Here is a 17,026-nt window from a genome sequence, read left to right as displayed (position 1 = left end):
TATCCCTTAACTCTAACACAGATCCTAAGACTATGAGATAATCAACTGTTGATGATTATAATGTCCGTCTGATGAATACAAGCGATAAAATCAAACCCGACTGGGCTGGTGGTGATTTCCTCTCCCAATTTGTGAATCTTCTCATCCAAACTAAGCCAATTTTCAACCTCATGAAATATCAGGCTAGGCGGGTGTTAATTAAAACCGCCGAAAAGAAAGGCATTCCCTGGCGAGAAACTTATCAGCAACTCGAAGGGTCTGGCGTAACAGCCTTACTCCCAGAAATCACTGATACCACAGTAGTTTACCCCGACTATTATCAAGTTCCCTTTCATGCTTATGATGAAGGAAATCTTTGCTGGAAAGCTGCTTTTGAGGCGGAGTCTGCTACCTATTCAATGGCTTTGCGAGTATGGCCAAAAGAGGATTTATCATGGCTAACAGCCCAGGAAAGGTTGCGGCACAGTTTTCATCAGGTTTTAGAAAACTATAGCCCTAACCCAGTTCATGATATTTTAGATATAGGTTGTTCCGTGGGAATTTCTACCCAGGCTTTACATAGTTATTATCAACACAGACAAGAAACCTCAATCCGAACAGTAGGCTTAGATTTATCTCCCTATATGTTATCGGTGGCAAAAATGCGGGATACTCAAGGAAAAATTAGTGAGTGGAAACACGCTAACGCTGAGAATACGGGTTTTCCTGATGATTCTTTTGATGTGGTAACTTTGCAATTTGTGATTCATGAATTACCGCGAACAGCCACGCGGAAGATATTTAAAGAAGCCTTACGAATTTTGCGATCGCATGGTGTGTTAGCCATAGTTGATAATAACCCCAAATCCGCCGTCATTCAAAATCTGCCACCCGTGCTATTTACCTTAATGAAAAGTACAGAACCCTGGACGGATGATTACTATACCTTTGATGTAGAAACCGCCTTATCTGAATGTGGATTGAACTATCAAACCACCATCGAAACTGACCCCCGTCATCGAACTATTATTGCCATCAAACCTTGATTTAAAAAATAGGGCGCTATTGCGCCCAAGTGAAAATCGGCGTTTTTCTAGTTAGGACTTATTGCCAAAAACCTGTTTGCGTAAAGCGTTAACTTCCTGTACTAATTCCTGGCGGGTGGAGGCTTTCAGCAAGTAACGGTAGACAAACCAAGCCGCATATCCCATGCCAATCAACTCAAAAGTGGGAGCTACCAAGGGAATATCATTGAGGGCATCAACTACCGCAAATAACACCTTAATTGTGACCACTGCCACCACAATTAACAGGATAGTAACAATAGGTTTTTGATACTCTCCAAAAAACTTGGAAACATAACCTGGTAGTTCCGACAAAAAGACAACTACTTTCTCTTTGATTTCTTCAAATTGTTCTTTATTCGGTCCCTGGTCTGGTGTGGGTGTCATAGTTCCTCCTTCGGGGGAAGCTGTGGTGGGGTTGGCACTTTTGGTAGGTTCTACCATGTTAAATCTCCTTCGACTTAATACAAGATTATCGCTATTGACACTCCCAGCCCTAACAGGACGGGGATTCTTGGGTCTTCGGGGAGCGAACGCTTAACCCCTCACCAAGCATCTTCACCGCGTGTCCCACGGCTGCAAGTCCACGCCTTGAAGTTGAGTTTTTCGGCGAATATCACCCCTACCCTATCACAGAGACGGTCCGCTAGTTTCCAGAAGAAATACCGCCTGGTATTGCAGATCTATTCCTGCAATTGAGTCACTTTCATAGATCACCCTTGCGCCGGGCTAGGTTTCAGGCCCAATTATCCGGTAAACCGCATTTTTCCAGGGTGTCCCTATCCTGCAATAGTTCTTTAGTGGGTCGATCTACTTGAATTTTGCCATCTCCCAAAATTAGCGATCGCTCTGTTACTCGGCTTACCCATTGTAGATCGTGGGAAGCAATCAATAGGACTTCGATAGGTAAATTAACCAAAATTTCCGCTAAGTTACGCCGCCACCACGGGTCTAGCCCATTGGTCGGCTCATCTAAAATCAAAATGGTAGGATTTAGGGCTAGAATGGCTGCTAAGGTGGCTAAACGTTTCTGACCCCCTGATAGTTCATGGACAGACCGATGAGCCAATTTAGCTAAACCAAATTGGGCTAATAATTGATGGGCGATTTCTGAGGCTTGCTCATTACTAACCCCATAATTACAGGGACCGAACATGACATCCTCAAAAATGGTCGGCATAAATAGCTGGTCGTTAGGGTCTTGGAAACCAAAACCTATCTGGCGGCGTATCTGTCGCAGGCTTGACGGTTCTACCAAGGTTCCCTGAATCCAAATCTTGCCACTGTTAGGAGTTTTTAAGCCAATTAGGGTTTCCATCAGTGTACTTTTACCCGTCCCCGTTGGTCCGAGAAGCCCTAGACGTTCTCCTGGGTTCAAGCTAAAGGAAATTTCCCGCCAAATTGGCTTTTCCCCAGCATAGCTAAATGTCAGATTCTCAACTCTTATGCTACAATCAGATTCCCAATGCGATCGCTTCATCAAAACGCCGTTTATCTTCAAGATGGTCTTGGGGAATTCATAATTCACAGCGGAACCCACCCCTACCCAATTATTAATTATAGCCGGGTTTCTACCGCAGAAGTCAAGAAACCCGGTTTCTCAAAGAAACCGGGTTTCTAACCAGTGATTATTCGCCGTGGGGCGGGTTTATTAAGATGGTCGTGGGGAATCCATAATTTACAGCGGAGGCGCGCCCCTACCTAATTATTTATTAGAAGTCAAGAAACCCGGTTTCTCAAAGAAACCGGGTTTCTAACCAGTGATTATTCGCCGTGGGGCGGGTTTATTAAGATGGTCTTGGGGAATTCATAATTCACAGCGGAGGCGCGCCCCCACCCAATTATTTATTAGAAGTCAAGAAACCCGGTTTCTCAAAGAAACCGGGTTTCTAACCAGTGATTATTCGCCGTGGGGCGGGTTTATTAAGATGGTCTTGGGGAATTCATAATTCACAGCGGAGGCGCGCCCCCACCCAATTATTAATTATAGCCGGGTTTCTACCGCAGAAGTCAAGAAACCCGGTTTCTCAAAGAAACCGGGTTTCTTAAGATGGTCGTCAGCCCTTCATAATTATTAATTATTAATTATTAATTATTAATTATGATTGGATTCCCTCCTGCATAGTTTGCAACCATTGAATCAGACAATCGAGCTGCTTACTAGGAGGTAAGGCCCCCAAGCCACGAATCTTTACCTGTTTGCGACCGTAGATAAAGCGAGGCTGTAAATGTTCAGGTAAATTCTGCTTTAATAAATTCCAGGCGGGTTCTTCCATAGGTGTTTCTAAAACAATATTCTGCTTAGAATCATCCGGTCTAATGCGAGCAAACCCCAACTTTTTAGCGATTTGTTTTAACTCCATTACCCGGAGTAACTGTTGGGCTGGTGCGGGAATTTTACCATAGCGATCGCTCCAATCTTCCTCAATTCTACTTAACTCTTCCGAATCCTGACAAGATGCCACCGCCCGATAAGCACTCATTTTTTGATCTAAATCTGTGATATAATCTGATGGGATGAATGCCGTCAAAATCAGATCCACCTGAGTATCATCGACCTGGGGAATTTCCTGTCCGCGTACCTCTTGGATAGCTTCCTGTAGCATTTCGGTATATAAATCAAAACCGATCGCATTCATTTGACCCGACTGTTGAGCGCCCAAAATATCCCCAGCGCCGCGAATTTCCAAATCTCGCATCGCCAATTGATAACCAGACCCCAACTGGGTAAACTCCTTAATCGCCCTCAGTCGCTTAACTGCATCTTCTGTTAAAGCCGCCTGTCCGTCACCTTTAACCGGATAAAATAGCCAAGCGTGGGCTTGAACTCCCGCCCTCCCCACACGACCGCGCAACTGATACAATTGTCCTAGCCCGAATTTATGGGCATCCTCGACCAGAATAGTATTAACACGGGGGATATCTAAGCCCGACTCAATAATGGTCGTACAGACGAGAATATCAGCCTCTCCGGCGCTAAAAGTGAGCATGATCGACTCTAACTCTCCAGCTTCCATTTGACCATGAGCGATCGCCAATCTAGCACTAGGGACCATTTCTCTAATCGCCGCCGACTTCTCCTCAATACCCTCAATGCGGGGAACCACATAAAACACCTGTCCTCCCCGATCTAGTTCCTGACAAATCGCCGCCCTAATAGTTTCCTGGTTTAATGGTCCTAAATGGGTTTGAATTGGGCGACGAGAGGGTGGTGGGGTTGTAATTAAACTCATTTCTCGAATACCTGATAACGCCATATACAGCGTCCTGGGAATGGGAGTCGCCGTCAGAGTCAAAACATCCACATGAGTTTTTAGGGCTTTAATTTTCTCTTTTTGATTCACCCCAAACCGCTGTTCTTCATCCACTACCAACAGTCCCAAATCCCGAAATTTAATATGTTTAGATAACACCGAATGCGTACCCACAATAATATCTATTTCTCCGGTCGTTAACTTTTGTTGAATCAACTTTTTTTCACTAGCGCTACGGAAGCGATTAAGCAATCCAATTTCAATGGGATAAGGCGCAAAACGTTCTTTTAGTGTGTGATAATGTTGTTGGGTGAGAATCGTTGTGGGGGCGAGAAATGCCACTTGTTTCCCCGCCGTAACTGCTTTAAAAATCGCCCTAATTGCTACTTCCGTTTTCCCAAAACCGACATCTCCACACACCAGACGATCCATAGGGCGATCGCTTTCCATATCCCGTTTCACATCTTGGCTACATTTCAGTTGGTCGGGAGTCGGTTGATAAGGAAAAGAATCTTCCATTTCCTGCTGCCAAGGTGTATCCTGGGGATAGCTAAATCCAGTTTTTTGGGAACGTTCGGCGTAAAGTTTCAGCAAATCAACCGCCAATTTTTTAATGGACTTACCCACTTTTTCCCGACTTTTTTCCCAGGCTTTACCCGTCAACTTATTGAGTTGGGGAACCTTCGACTCTGACCGCCTTAGACGGGATAAAGTTCCCACCTGATCCGCCGCCACTCTTAGGGTTCCATCTGCATATTGTAACACTAAATAATCGCGGATTTCTTGATTAATAGTCAGGCTTTCCAACTTCACAAATTTACCGATTCCATGTTGGCGGTGAACCACATAATCTCCCGGTTGTAGTCGATTCGGATCTACCTGTTTGGAGGCGGCGCGGCGGCGTTTGCGGATATAACCAGAAGTAGCTAAAGCGTGTTGACCATAAAACTCTCTGTCCGTGATAATAACTAAACGGAAGGTGGGGAGAATAAACCCTTCTAATTCGGCTAGTCCCGTATATTTTAAAGCAATGGGGGTATTACGGATTAATGAGTCTATGGCTGGATAGTCGCGGGGGTTGGGTATAAATTTAGATGGGCAATCATGTTCCGATAACAAAGCCACTGAGCGGCTAGGTTGGGCGGAAATTAGAAAGACTGTAAATTGGCGATCGCGTTGTTGGCGAATCACCTCGGCAATTTTTCCGAATTGGTGGGGAGTCACCGGGACGGGACGACTGGCTAAGTTTATCGATGCTGTGGAAGCCTGAATAAGAGGGGATTTATAATCAGCCAGTTCACTGAGATACAGCCTATCAAAACGATTTTCAACCGTCGCTAGGGACTCCCGGAAGCATTGATGAATTGCCGGAATTTCCACAGATATCCCTTCTGCTGTTACCAGCTTACCTTGTTCATTTTGCCACTGTTCATCGATATGTTCAAACCAGCGATCGCCATGACCTGCACATTGGTCAGGTTCATCAATTACCGCTAAAGTTAATTCCGGTAGATAATCAATTAAAGAAGCTGGCTTGTGATATGCTAATCCTAACAGATGAGATAGTCCGGTTTTCGTCTCCGATATCTGAGCCGATTTGAGAGTTTCTAGGGTCTCCGTAGATAGGGATAAATTCGCTTCGATAATCGGAGCAAAATTCGTCGGCGTGAGAATTAGTTGCTCAACCCGATCAAGCGATCGCTGTGTCACCGGGTCCAGTTCCCTAATTCTTTCTAACTCATCCCCAAACCATTCCAGACGCACCGGAAGTTCTGAAGCCACAGGGAACACATCTACAATATCTCCCCGGCGACTCCACTGCCCCTCAGTTTCCACCACTGCCACCCGTTGATATCCCAACTGGGCGAGTTTTTCGTCTATGGTTTTTCCTTCCCAGGTCATCCCCAACTTCAGGGTTAGACAATAACTCTGGAAGTCGCTCACCGGAGGGAGATGGGGTTGTAAAGACCTCTCTGTAGCTACCACCGCCACCGGGTCTGCTTTCCCTGTGTTTCTTGCCACTAAGTCCGCTAATACCTGCATCTGTCCCCAGACCATCTCTTCGCTATAACTGGGTTCATAGGGGGATGCTTCCGAGGTCGGGTAAAAGTGTACCGTCTGCCACCCCATCACCTCTAGCTGGGCTGACCACCTACCAGCCTCTTCCAAAGTAGCTGTTATCACCAATAGGTTTAACCCCGCTTCCTGGGCTAAAGCTGAAGCCGTCAGTCCTTTGGGAACACGGGGAAGACCGTTAAGGTGAAGAGCTTGCTGTTGGTTCAGTTTAGTCAGAAGTTCAGCCGTCAGAGGCGATCGCCCCAAGGTCCGAACTACAGCAGAAAAGGTCATAAGTTAGCCGACTGACAACAAAATATTTTTATATTCTATAACCTTTGGGCTATTTTGACGGCAACTTCTCTGATTTCCCCCACTTACCCTGATTGCCTATTTATCAACTCCACATCATCCGCCCATTTCCCTTCTGCCTTTTGATTACACTATTATCAAGTATTTCTACTCCCAAACCATGCCCCTCCCTATTCCCAGTTATCCATCAGAGATAGGTATGGACAATATCCGTCGGGACTGCTATCCTATTAATCATGCGAGGAAGTAAATTCATAAGGCTTCATGAAAAAATTATTACCATCTGTAAAATTACCGCCCTTACGGCAAATTTTACTCCTACTGTGTTGCTGGACAATTGTACCTTTCTTCTTAGTAGAAGTAATCATGATTGTCTCCGAACCCTATTTATTTCGCGGACTCTATAAATACGATCCTGACTTAGGGTTTAAAATTCGCGGTCATGCTAACGGTAATAATCAATTTGGCTTCAATGACCGAGACTATCCCCTCCAACCAGATCCTGATATATTTCGGATGCTCATTCTCAGCGACTCTTTTAATTGGGCTGGTGGTCAACAAGGCAACTATACCGCTTTATTAGAAAACCAATTTCGGGAACATTACGGACAGCATCAAGTCGATGTCATTAATGCTGGATATCCCGGAACCCATACCGCCGAACAACTAGCCTTATTGAAAAAATATGGATTGCAGTATAATCCCCATTTAGTCGTCTTGGGTTTTTTTGTGGGGAATGATTTTCTTGATGCTGACCCCTATCGAAAACGAATTATTGTTAACGACCTTTACATTGATATTGACCGCCGTCAGGAGTTAATAATATTTGGCTATCCGATTATTCCTAAATCACGACTCTTATTGTTTATTCAACAAAAATATAAAATCTTTCGAGAAGCCGCTAGGTCTCAACAGTCTCAACAGTCTCATCAACTCCCCCAGAGTCAGTTAGTGGCGACTACCGAGGCGATCGCCTTAGACGAACCCGAAACATCCCCAGGTATTCTGTCCCTGGAGAAATTTCTGGATGTAGAACGTGGTCGGATGAGTTTCTGCAATATCGAGAAGCTACAAAATGGCGATCGTGATGCTAACATTAACTATATCTTGGATAGCATCTCAGAAATGAATGCCATTCTCCAAGCCAGGAACATTAAGTTTATCGTGGCTATCTATCCCGACGAATACCAGGTTAACGACCACTTGTTAAATCAACTCCAGTCTACCTTTTACCTAAACTTAGATGATTATGACATTACCTGTCAGCAAAATATCCTCATCTCCCATTTGGAGTCAAACAACATTCCCTATATTGACCTCACTCCTAGATTTAGAGTAGAACAACAAAACCGCCATCTCTATCTATTCCAAGAACCCCATTGGAACTCCCACGGAAACCAACTGGCTAAAGATATCTTGTTTGAACACTTAGTTAAAATTACCGACTCCGTATTCGCCACCGAGGAAAAATGAACCAAGACAAGTTAAACATTTCCCGAAAATTACCGATAAAAGCCATTGTTAATAACCCAGTTTGTAAATTTTTTAGCCAAACCTTAATTATCGCGGGAATTACATTTCTGCTAACCGAGGCTACCTTCAGGATTTATCACAGAATTAATCCCACATTTGTTTTCTATAACCGTTCATATAATCGTTGGCGAGGAAGACCCCACGCCCAAGATTTTGACTTTCAACTAAACTCCCATGGCTTTAAAGATGTGGAATTTACCCAAGCAAAACCGGAGGGTATTTATCGAATGTTGGGAATTGGTGATTCCTTCGCCTTTGGAATAGTTCCCTATCACTATAATTATTTAACCTTGATTGAGAAACAGCTAAACAGCCAAGATAAAAATATCGAAGTGATCAATATGGGAATTCCTGGCTTAGGACCCGCCGCCTATTTGGCTTTATTGATTAATGAAGGGTTAGTGCTTAATCCTGATAAAATCCTCCTATCCTTTTATATTGGTAATGATTTTATCGACAATCACCTAACTTCCCTCGATAGAAATAAGCACACCTTCTATACCGTCGCCTTTTTACAATCTTTGATTAAACTCCAAACTCAGTTTGAAGGGACTGTCTATAACCCCAATAACCTCGAATATAAAGACGACCACCCCACCTTAACTGATGAGTCCTATCTTGAACAGGTTTCTAACCTAAGTCGTATGTTTGATATTAGGACAAGGGACGGCATTTTCCTAGGGTTTTTTGAAGACGCTATGGCGGATATTCGCCGCATTAAGGAGATTTGCGATTATCGAAATATTGACCTAACCATTGTGATTATTCCTAGCGAGGTACAAGTCAATAAACAATTACAATCCCAAGTTATTGATATCCTCAAGCCTGATGACCCCCAAGGTTTGGATTTTGATCACCCTAACCGCCTCCTACGCGATCGCCTTTCTCAATACAATATCAACTATATCGACTTATTAGATGATTTTAGGCAGGTTTCCCAGACTACCCGACTCTACCGACCTAATGACAGCCACTGGAATATCGCCGGAAACGCATTGGCGGCGGAATTAATTACCAAACATCTACTTACTCACCACTTCAACTCTGACGGGGATTAGCATAAATGTGGAATTTTGTCAAGCCCCCTAATTTTGGCCTAAAAAATACTCGTGCATCGCGGCGAAATCTTCTCGAGTCTCTATTCCCGAAATTGGTCAATGTCACTACGGCTTTACTGGCTTTGGGTTCCTATAATTTATCTTGTAGCTGACATAACCCACACCAAGAGGAGCATAACCTATAGATTCCACTCTATCATTAACATTGGGGCTTGTCAAGTACCGATTCTCTCGTCAGATTTTCTGCGATAATGAGAACCATTATCATCTAAATTTTTTTCGATTGATTTAATGTTTGTATCTAAAACCATGTTTAGATAATCCTAGATTATGTTTTATAGCCAGAAACCGGGAATTTTTGTGATTGACGATATTGTAGTGATATTCTATAATTCATGGATTAAATAAAAGTAAATTATTACTAATAATCTACATGAGTTGTAATCACTGCTCTAAAAACTGTTCAGGTCAAACTTCTAGCTCACCGAGACCTTGGTGGAAGTGGTGGAGACCGAAAAGCGATCGCCATTTCTCGGCGGTGTCAAATAAGCCTACAGTCGCCCTAGTGGGTTCTCCGAATGTGGGAAAAAGCGTATTATTTAATGCCCTAACTAGCTATTATGCCACAGTTTCCAACTATCCGGGAACCACCGTAGATATTTCCACAGGAGACATGATAATTGGAGACAAAGCGATCGCCATTATAGACACCCCAGGGATGTATTCTCTCTTACCCATTACCGAAGAAGAAAAAGTCGGTCGAGACCTATTGATGACTAGGGGGATAGATTTGGTCATTCATGTAGTAAATGCCCAACATTTAGGGAGAATGCTAAACCTAACCCTACAATTACTAGAAGCCGGATTACCAGTTTTATTAGCAGTTAATCTGATTGACGAAGCCGACCATCTTGGTATTAAAATCAATGCTGAAGACTTAGAGGAAAAGCTAGGTATTCCCGTAGTGTTAATGGCTGCAGCCCATAATATTGGAGTTCAAGAATTAAAAACCAAGGTAGTAGATTATGTTGAGTCCAGTAGTGTATCCTCCGACCATAGAAATAGCGATCGCTCACATCGAATCTCTGTTATTGAAAGATAATAGTCTCCCCTCCTATACCCTCTCCCATAGAAGTTTAGCCCTACTAATTTTGCAGCGAGATCCCCAATTTTTGGAGACCATAAAAACCAGCCCCTATCGGGAAGAATATGATCTGGCTATTATGGAAGCCCAGGTCAGTCTTGATGTTCCTATTAGTCGTGCGATCGCCATTACCCGACAAGAAAAAGCCGGGAATATTGAAAAAGAAGTCTTAACCGAATCAGCCACCGACACCTCAGACCTAGCCGAAAAATTGCACCAGATTACAGTTAATCCGATTACCGGGTTTCCTCTACTTTTAATCATCCTATATTTCGGCGTTTATAAATTTGTCGGTGAGTTTGGCGCGGGGACTCTAGTAGACCTAATTGAAGGCGGTTTTGAAACCTATATTAATCCCAGGGTAGATGCTTTCGTAGCCGCCGTAATTCCCCTAGAGATATTCCAGGATTTATTGGCTAATGATTATGGTATTATTACTCTAGGAGTTCGTTATGCGATCGCTATTGTTTTACCCGTAGTAGGGACTTATTTTCTCATGTTTTCCCTATTAGAAGATAGTGGATATTTACCCCGGCTATCTCTCATGCTAGATCAGTTATTTAAGATAATAGGCTTATCAGGAAGGGCGGTAATTCCCATGGTATTAGGCTTAGGATGTGATACTATGGCAACTGTCGTCACCCGCACCCTAGAAACTCGTCGGGAGAGGATGATTACCATTTTTCTCCTCGCCCTAGCTGTTCCCTGTGCCGCCCAGTGGGGCGTGATTTTAGGACTACTTTCCATGAAACCAACAGCCCTATTAATTTGGGGGGGATTTATCCTCTCCGTTTTTCTAATAGTCGGCGCATTAACTTCTCGGATTATTCCCGGAAATAGATCCGAATTTTATATGGAAGTTCCCCCTTTGAGAATACCCAAGTTACAGAATATCCTCATCAAAACCTATCTGCGTATGAAGGGATATTTTTGGGAAATAGTCCCCCTATTTATTTGGGTTTCCGTGTTTATTTGGATTGGTCATTTAACCGGAGTCTTTAACTGGTTGGTTGGTTTATTGGAACCCATTACTTTAGCCTTGGGACTACCTCGAGAAGTCGCACCTATTTTCCTCTATGGTTTCTTTCGTCGTGATTATGGCGCGGCGGGACTTTTTGATTTAACTCAAACTGGTATATTAACAGGTAATCAATTAGTAGTTACCGCCATAGTTTTGACTCTGTTTCTCCCCTGTGTGGCGCAGTTTCAGGTAATGGTTAAAGAACAAGGTTTGAAAATTACTCTGATTATGGTAGCATTGATTATACCTTTTGCTTTTACCATGGGATATGGTGCGAATTTTTTACTGGACCTGGTTGGGGTGAATTTTTAATGATTTCTCTCGTGAGTTTGGATCTGAGGGTAGATGCGATCGTTGTCGAGATTAAAACCCAACAGGACACTATCCTACATAAACTCTTTGCTATGGGAGTTATGCCAGGAGTACCTCTATTTTTAGAGCAACGTTTTCCCTCCTATGTTATCAAAATCGGACGTTCACGGGTCGCTTTAGATACCGAAACAGCTAAAACTATTTTTGTCGAGGTTAAAGCATCACCCTAAACCTATGTCAGTTCATCTTCTCAACCCTCACAGGTCCGAGACTCTCCCTCAAATAGAAAGTCACCAGTTGGGAGAGTTACCCTCATATCACCTACCCACATAGGAGTTTCCCCGTTGACTTGAAAAGGTCGCGGTTTTCCGAAGTGGGAAGTTGGGAGAGTCTCCCTCAAACGGAAAGTCACCAGTCGGGAGAGTTACTCTCATATCACCTACCCACATAAGAGTTTTCAGCTTGACTCGAAAAGGTCGCGGTTTTCCGAAGTGGGAAGTCGGGGAAGTCTGTCAAATATCACCTACCCACATAGGAGTTTTCAGCTTGACTTGAAAAGGTCGCGGTTTTCGGAAGTGGGAAGTTGGGGAAGTCTGTCAAATATCACCTACCCACATAGGAGTTTTCAGCTTGACTTGAAAAGGTCGCGGTTTGGTGAAGTCGGAAGTTGGGAGAGTTTTCCTCAAACAGAAAGTCGGAAGTTGGGGAAGTCGGTAAAATATAACCTACCCACATAGGAGTTTCCCCGTTGACTTGAAAAGGTCGCGGTTTGGTGAAGTCGGAAGTTGGGAGAGTTTTCCTCAAACAGAAAGTCGGAAGTTGGGGAAGTCGGTAAAATATAACCTACCCACATAGGAGTTTCCCCGTTGACTTGAAAAGGTCGCGGTTTTTAGAAGTCGGAAGTTGGGAGAGTATCGGTAAAAGAGAAAGTCGATAATTGGGAGAGTCAACTATCGACTATTAATCATTAACTGTTTAGGGGGATGATAGATTATGATTGGGAGTCAGGACGTACTAACCATTTAGAGATTTGATTCATAGCCCCGATTAGTAACGCACCCGCCATCAATAGACCGATCGCCGGAGTGAAAACAGGTTCCCAGAGTTGATACCAAAGTTCTAATCCCAGGTTAACCCCCATAGATTTACCCAAAACAGCGATCGCCAACCATAGGAAACTCAATAACACCAAAAACACATCAGCTACCAAAAGGCGGTTCAACCAGAGAATAACTTGTTCTTTCATGTTCGGATTCTGCTAAAATATTTATCTAAATAGTCATTCTAGGCAATCTGTGTCAATATGGTTCGCTACACCCTCCCCCAAAGTCCAGAAATTATCCTGTCTGTCCGGGGTAAAGACTCCCCTAAAGCCCGTGACCAGGCTATGGATAAACTTATGGAACTTATGGATGATGGAAAATTACCCACTGAGTTGGAAGATGGCTTTGGTCCAGAGCAGTTTGTGGAGGTTAAGGAAACCTCTATGGCAACTACTGGAGAAGAAGATGCTGTCACGGAAGCTGTCCAGACCCTTAGCAACCTCGCTTCACTCAAGTTAAAAATGATGGAGTCTCGCGAAGAAGCCCTAAAAGCCCGTGACCAAATTGATATCCTCTTTAGTGACCAAACTACCACCATGGAAGAAATTACTGACCTCAAAGAAGGGTTTAAGGCTTTGAAAAATTTTGCGGTCGCTAACCTCCGCTACCGGGAAGCGCGTAGCCATGCTGAAGCTGCTAGAATGGTTTTAGATGAAGCCCTAAAGTCTTCTGACAGCCACTCCCCTCCTCAAACCGACACCCCCAACAACAAGAAAAAAAATTGAGACCCACATTGATCTACCTAAATTAATTCATAATTCAGAATTTGTGACTAACAATGATTACCTCAAGTCATCAAAAAAGTGATATAATTGTTATAGGTGGTGGTATTATTGGGTTATCTGTGGCGATCGCTCTCCAATGGCGAGGCGCAACTGTCACCGTCTGTAGCCGCAATACTCAAGAGGCGGCGGGATATGTGGCGGCGGGGATGTTAGCACCCCAGGCGGAAAGAATTCCCCCAAGTCCTCTGCTTGATTTAGCCCTCCGTAGTCGATCGCTTTATCAACCTTGGACTAGACAAATTCAAGACCTCACTGGCTTAGATACCGGTTATTGGCCTTGTGGTATTCTCGCCCCCGTTTACCAATATCCCCACCAAACACAACTACCACAAACTCCTGAAAGTCCCGCTATCTGGCTAGAAGCTGATCAGCTGATCACTCAACAACCCGGTTTAACTTCAGAAGTGGTTGGAGGATGGTGGTTTCCACAAGATGGTCAAGTTGACAACCGCCGCCTATTAATGCGATCGCTAATTCATGCCAGCCAACAATTAGGCATCCAAATTAGGGATGGTGTAGAAGTCCAAGAAATCGCCACCACCACTAATAAAATTAAGCAAATCAACACTAACCAAGGGGCGATCGTCGCTTCCCACTACATTCTCGCAGCCGGAGCTTGGTCAGGTCAAATCCTGCCTATCCCAGTATACCCCATAAAAGGTCAAATGTTATCACTGCGAGTCCCTAGTGATATTTCCCAACTACCCCTAAAACAGGTTCTATTTGGGTCTGGTATTTATATTGTACCTCGTCGTGATGGTTTAATCGTCCTGGGGGCTACCGCTGAAAATGTCGGCTTTCACAAGAGTCTCACCCCCAAAGGAATAAATACTCTCCTCTCAGAGGCTACCCGACTTTATCCCGGACTCGCAGAGTTTCCCATTGAGGAATTTTGGTCCGGTTTTCGCCCTACTACCCCCGACGAATTACCTATCTTGGGTAGGAGTCCCTTTGAGAATTTAACCCTAGCTACAGGTCATCACCGTAATGGTATTTTACTAGCCCCTATTACCGCTGAATTAATTGCTGATTTGGTATGCTATGACAAATCAGACCCTCTACTAGAATACTTCTGCTGGGATCGCTTTTCTAGCTAATTATGTGGTGGCTGTGTCAGTCCGTTTCCCTGGTTAAAGCTGAAAGCCGATTTTTGGTCCAGTGGGTCGCTGTCACTGTGGCTGGGTTTCTGGTCAGTTTGCTATGGATAGAAGTGGGAGAACGTCCTGATGTTAATTGGTTGGTCGGAGTTGTTGGTGGGTTGAGTGTTGGCGGCGCGCAATGGTTTGTCCTCCGTCACCATATTTCTTACCCCTGGCGTTGGATTTTCGTTAGTGCGATCGCTTGGTGTTTAATGGGGTTAACTCCTATGGGTGCTATGGGTTGGATGGCACCGCGGACCCTTAACCTGTTTCTCCGTCTGTTTTATGGGGTCATAGAAGGATTCAAGGTCGGTGTGGCGTTGGGACTGTTTCAATGGTGGGCTTTGCGAGAGTCCGTATTTTGGGGTCGTCGCTGGGTCGTCGCTAGTGTTGTGTGTTGGAGTGTGGGATTACCTATAGGGTGGCTATTAGGTGGCATTTTGCGACAGTTGACAGGCTTTTTCTTGGGAGATGTTATTGGCTTGACCCTCTCCTGGACTATAGTTGCTGGTCTCACTGGAGTTGGTCTTATGCAACTGTTTTGGACTCAAGTCAGAATTAGGCAATAGATTGACCCCTCTGGGCTGCCCTAGCCAGTACAGCCATATATATGCGCCCACATTTTCCCATGATACTATTATAGGTCAAGTCGCATAATATGTCAATAGTAAATTTGGGAATTAATCAGAGAGAGACAGGAAGGGGTGGGAGGAGTTTTTGGGCATGAGTTAGATTAGTGACTAAGAGTCAAAAAGGCTGCACATTCAACATGGGAGGTTTGTGGGAAAAAATCGGCAGGTTGTACTTTGGTGAGTTGATAAATGCCGTTTTCGCAGAGTAGTTGTAAATCTCGTGCCAAAGTAACGGGACGACAACTGATATAAACAATGCGTTGAGGCTGTAGATTTAAGAGAGTTTGAATAACAGTGCGATCGCATCCTTGTCGGGGTGGATCTAGCACAACTATATCTGGCTGAAATGGTATTTCTGGCAAGAGTTTTTGGACGTTACCGACGCGAAACTCTACATGATTAATATCATTTAAATCAGCATTAGAAATAGCTTGTTCTACCGCCCCAGCTTGGGACTCCAAACCGATCGCCCTAATTTCTCCTGGGGGGAAATTCTGTCCTAATTGTTTTGCTAGGGGTAGAGTAAACGTGCCGATACCACAGTAAGCATCTACTAGAATTTCGTGACCCTGCAAATTCAACTCCGAGGAAATAGCTGATAACAGAGATTCCGCCGCTTCCGTATTGACTTGAAAGAAATTGTCCGAAGTCAAGCGCAACTTTAAATCAGCAAATATCTCATGTATATAAGGTTTGCCGATGAGACAATGGGTATTTTTGCCAAGGATAGCATTAGTGCGATCGCTATTGATATTAAGACAAACTCCCACCAATTGTGGATATTGCTGTAGCCAGATATCAGCCTGTTCTTTAAGTTGTGGTAAATTATTATCTTTGACTACAAGAGTGAGCAAAATTTCCCCTGTGCGCCGCCCTATGCGAAAAGAAAGATGGCGGATAGTGCCAGTGTGTTGTTGTTCATCATAAACCAGCCACCCGCGATTTTGGATATCCTGTTTAATGTTAGCCAATAAAGGATTGAGGCGCTGATCTTGCACCGGACACTGATTCAAATTAATTAACCGATGGCTCCCCTTTTGATAATATCCAGCTTGTACCTGACCTGTAGAAGATAATCGTAGGGGATAGGTAACTTTATTGCGATAGGCTAAAGATTGAGGGGAGGGCAAAACTGGGGCTACTGGTGGTTCTATAAATCCCCCCATTTTGGTTAACGCATTAACTACTAAACCCCTTTTGGCTTCTAGTTGGAAATCATAATCTATATGCTGCCACTGACAGCCCCCACATTTGTCAGCAACAATGCAATGGGGACGGATACGGGATGATGACGTTGTGATCAGTTTAAGTATTTTGGCTTCTGCGTATTTAGACTTAACCCGTGTGAGTCTGACCAAAGCGCGATCGCCTGGGACCGTATCTGGGACAAACACAACTCGGTCTTGATATCGTCCGACTCCGTTTCCGCCTTCTGCTAAATCTGTAATTGAGACTTCTATCTGTTGACCTTGCTGCCAAGTTGCCATACTTTTAAATCCGATAGTGTGAAATGAGCAGGTGAAAACCTCTGGGAGGCTTTTTCGTAGGATAAGCGTTTTTTCGGTTGGTGTCTGTAGCCCTCTGTAGTCCTGAATCGCTAAACTACTTAATGTTAGTGGTCTGAGAGCCATTAGG

General features: G+C 44.1%; 15 protein-coding genes. 9 read left to right on the top strand and 6 right to left on the bottom strand.

The window, feature by feature from the left end:
- Positions 1-71: 71 nt before the first annotated feature.
- Positions 72-1,025: a class I SAM-dependent methyltransferase gene (locus tag HFV01_RS02970; protein WP_006623621.1), complete on the top strand. Its 954-nt coding sequence runs from the start codon at positions 72-74 to the stop codon at positions 1,023-1,025.
- A gap of 51 nt (positions 1,026-1,076) precedes the next feature.
- Here HFV01_RS02970 and HFV01_RS02965 read toward each other — a convergent pair whose 3' ends face one another.
- From HFV01_RS02965 to mfd, 3 genes are all read right to left on the bottom strand, one after another.
- A complete protein-coding gene (locus tag HFV01_RS02965; protein WP_006623620.1) occupies positions 1,077-1,487 on the bottom strand; it encodes a CAAD domain-containing protein in 411 nt (136 codons plus the stop codon).
- Positions 1,488-1,779: 292 nt separating this feature from the next.
- Entirely contained in the window at positions 1,780-2,523 is a 744-nt protein-coding gene (locus HFV01_RS02960) for an energy-coupling factor ABC transporter ATP-binding protein (RefSeq protein ID WP_006623619.1), read from the bottom strand.
- A 619-nt stretch (positions 2,524-3,142) separates the two neighbouring features.
- Complete coding sequence (mfd, locus tag HFV01_RS02955) at positions 3,143-6,646, bottom strand: transcription-repair coupling factor (RefSeq protein ID WP_006623618.1); 3,504 nt, start codon at positions 6,644-6,646, stop codon at positions 3,143-3,145.
- Between the two features lie 282 nt (positions 6,647-6,928).
- Between mfd and HFV01_RS02950 the strand changes: the two genes are divergently transcribed.
- The 5 genes from HFV01_RS02950 (at position 6,929) to HFV01_RS02930 (ending at position 11,962) form a co-directional block, all read left to right on the top strand.
- Positions 6,929-8,137: an alginate O-acetyltransferase AlgX-related protein gene (locus HFV01_RS02950; protein WP_193520815.1), complete on the top strand. Its 1,209-nt coding sequence runs from the start codon at positions 6,929-6,931 to the stop codon at positions 8,135-8,137.
- Positions 8,134-9,255 carry an SGNH/GDSL hydrolase family protein gene (locus tag HFV01_RS02945; protein WP_193520814.1) on the top strand — a complete coding sequence of 374 codons (1,122 nt, stop codon included), beginning with the start codon at positions 8,134-8,136 and terminating at the stop codon, positions 9,253-9,255. The genes HFV01_RS02950 and HFV01_RS02945 overlap by 4 nt, the downstream gene beginning before the upstream one ends.
- A gap of 433 nt (positions 9,256-9,688) precedes the next feature.
- On the top strand, positions 9,689-10,357 hold the full coding sequence (locus HFV01_RS02940) for a FeoB small GTPase domain-containing protein (RefSeq protein ID WP_193520813.1): 669 nt from the start codon (positions 9,689-9,691) through the stop codon (positions 10,355-10,357).
- Positions 10,281-11,732, top strand: a complete 1,452-nt coding sequence (locus tag HFV01_RS02935) for a ferrous iron transporter B (protein ID WP_035759150.1) — start codon at positions 10,281-10,283, stop codon at positions 11,730-11,732. The genes HFV01_RS02940 and HFV01_RS02935 overlap by 77 nt, the downstream gene beginning before the upstream one ends.
- Positions 11,732-11,962: a FeoA family protein gene (locus HFV01_RS02930; protein ID WP_006623612.1), complete on the top strand. Its 231-nt coding sequence runs from the start codon at positions 11,732-11,734 to the stop codon at positions 11,960-11,962. The genes HFV01_RS02935 and HFV01_RS02930 overlap by 1 nt, the downstream gene beginning before the upstream one ends.
- Before the next feature lie 452 nt (positions 11,963-12,414).
- Here the strand turns inward: HFV01_RS02930 and HFV01_RS02925 are convergent, their stop codons facing one another.
- Complete coding sequence (locus HFV01_RS02925; RefSeq protein WP_187757818.1) at positions 12,415-12,585, bottom strand: hypothetical protein; 171 nt, start codon at positions 12,583-12,585, stop codon at positions 12,415-12,417.
- 138 nt (positions 12,586-12,723) lie between these two features.
- Complete coding sequence (locus HFV01_RS02920; RefSeq protein WP_006623610.1) at positions 12,724-12,978, bottom strand: DUF8620 family protein; 255 nt, start codon at positions 12,976-12,978, stop codon at positions 12,724-12,726.
- A 57-nt stretch (positions 12,979-13,035) separates the two neighbouring features.
- On the opposite strand from HFV01_RS02920, the gene HFV01_RS02915 reads away from it, so the two are divergent.
- The 3 genes from HFV01_RS02915 to HFV01_RS02905 are packed head-to-tail and all read left to right on the top strand — an operon-like array spanning position 13,036 to position 15,328.
- Positions 13,036-13,560 carry a hypothetical protein gene (locus HFV01_RS02915; RefSeq protein ID WP_006669499.1) on the top strand — a complete coding sequence of 175 codons (525 nt, stop codon included), beginning with the start codon at positions 13,036-13,038 and terminating at the stop codon, positions 13,558-13,560.
- A gap of 53 nt (positions 13,561-13,613) precedes the next feature.
- A complete protein-coding gene (gene thiO / locus HFV01_RS02910; protein WP_006623608.1) occupies positions 13,614-14,717 on the top strand; it encodes a glycine oxidase ThiO in 1,104 nt (367 codons plus the stop codon).
- A 2-nt stretch (positions 14,718-14,719) separates the two neighbouring features.
- Positions 14,720-15,328 carry a hypothetical protein gene (locus HFV01_RS02905; RefSeq protein ID WP_006623607.1) on the top strand — a complete coding sequence of 203 codons (609 nt, stop codon included), beginning with the start codon at positions 14,720-14,722 and terminating at the stop codon, positions 15,326-15,328.
- Between the two features lie 164 nt (positions 15,329-15,492).
- Here HFV01_RS02905 and rlmD read toward each other — a convergent pair whose 3' ends face one another.
- Positions 15,493-16,878 (bottom strand): 23S rRNA (uracil(1939)-C(5))-methyltransferase RlmD, encoded by a 1,386-nt coding sequence (gene rlmD, locus HFV01_RS02900; RefSeq protein WP_006623606.1) that lies wholly within the window; start codon positions 16,876-16,878, stop codon positions 15,493-15,495.
- Between the last annotated feature and the right edge of the window lie 148 nt (positions 16,879-17,026).

The organism is Limnospira fusiformis SAG 85.79 (assembly GCF_012516315.1).
Lineage (GTDB): Bacteria > Cyanobacteriota > Cyanobacteriia > Cyanobacteriales > Microcoleaceae > Limnospira > Limnospira fusiformis.
Note: the sequence above shows the minus strand (reverse complement) of the source record. Positions and strands in the feature narration are given on the sequence as shown.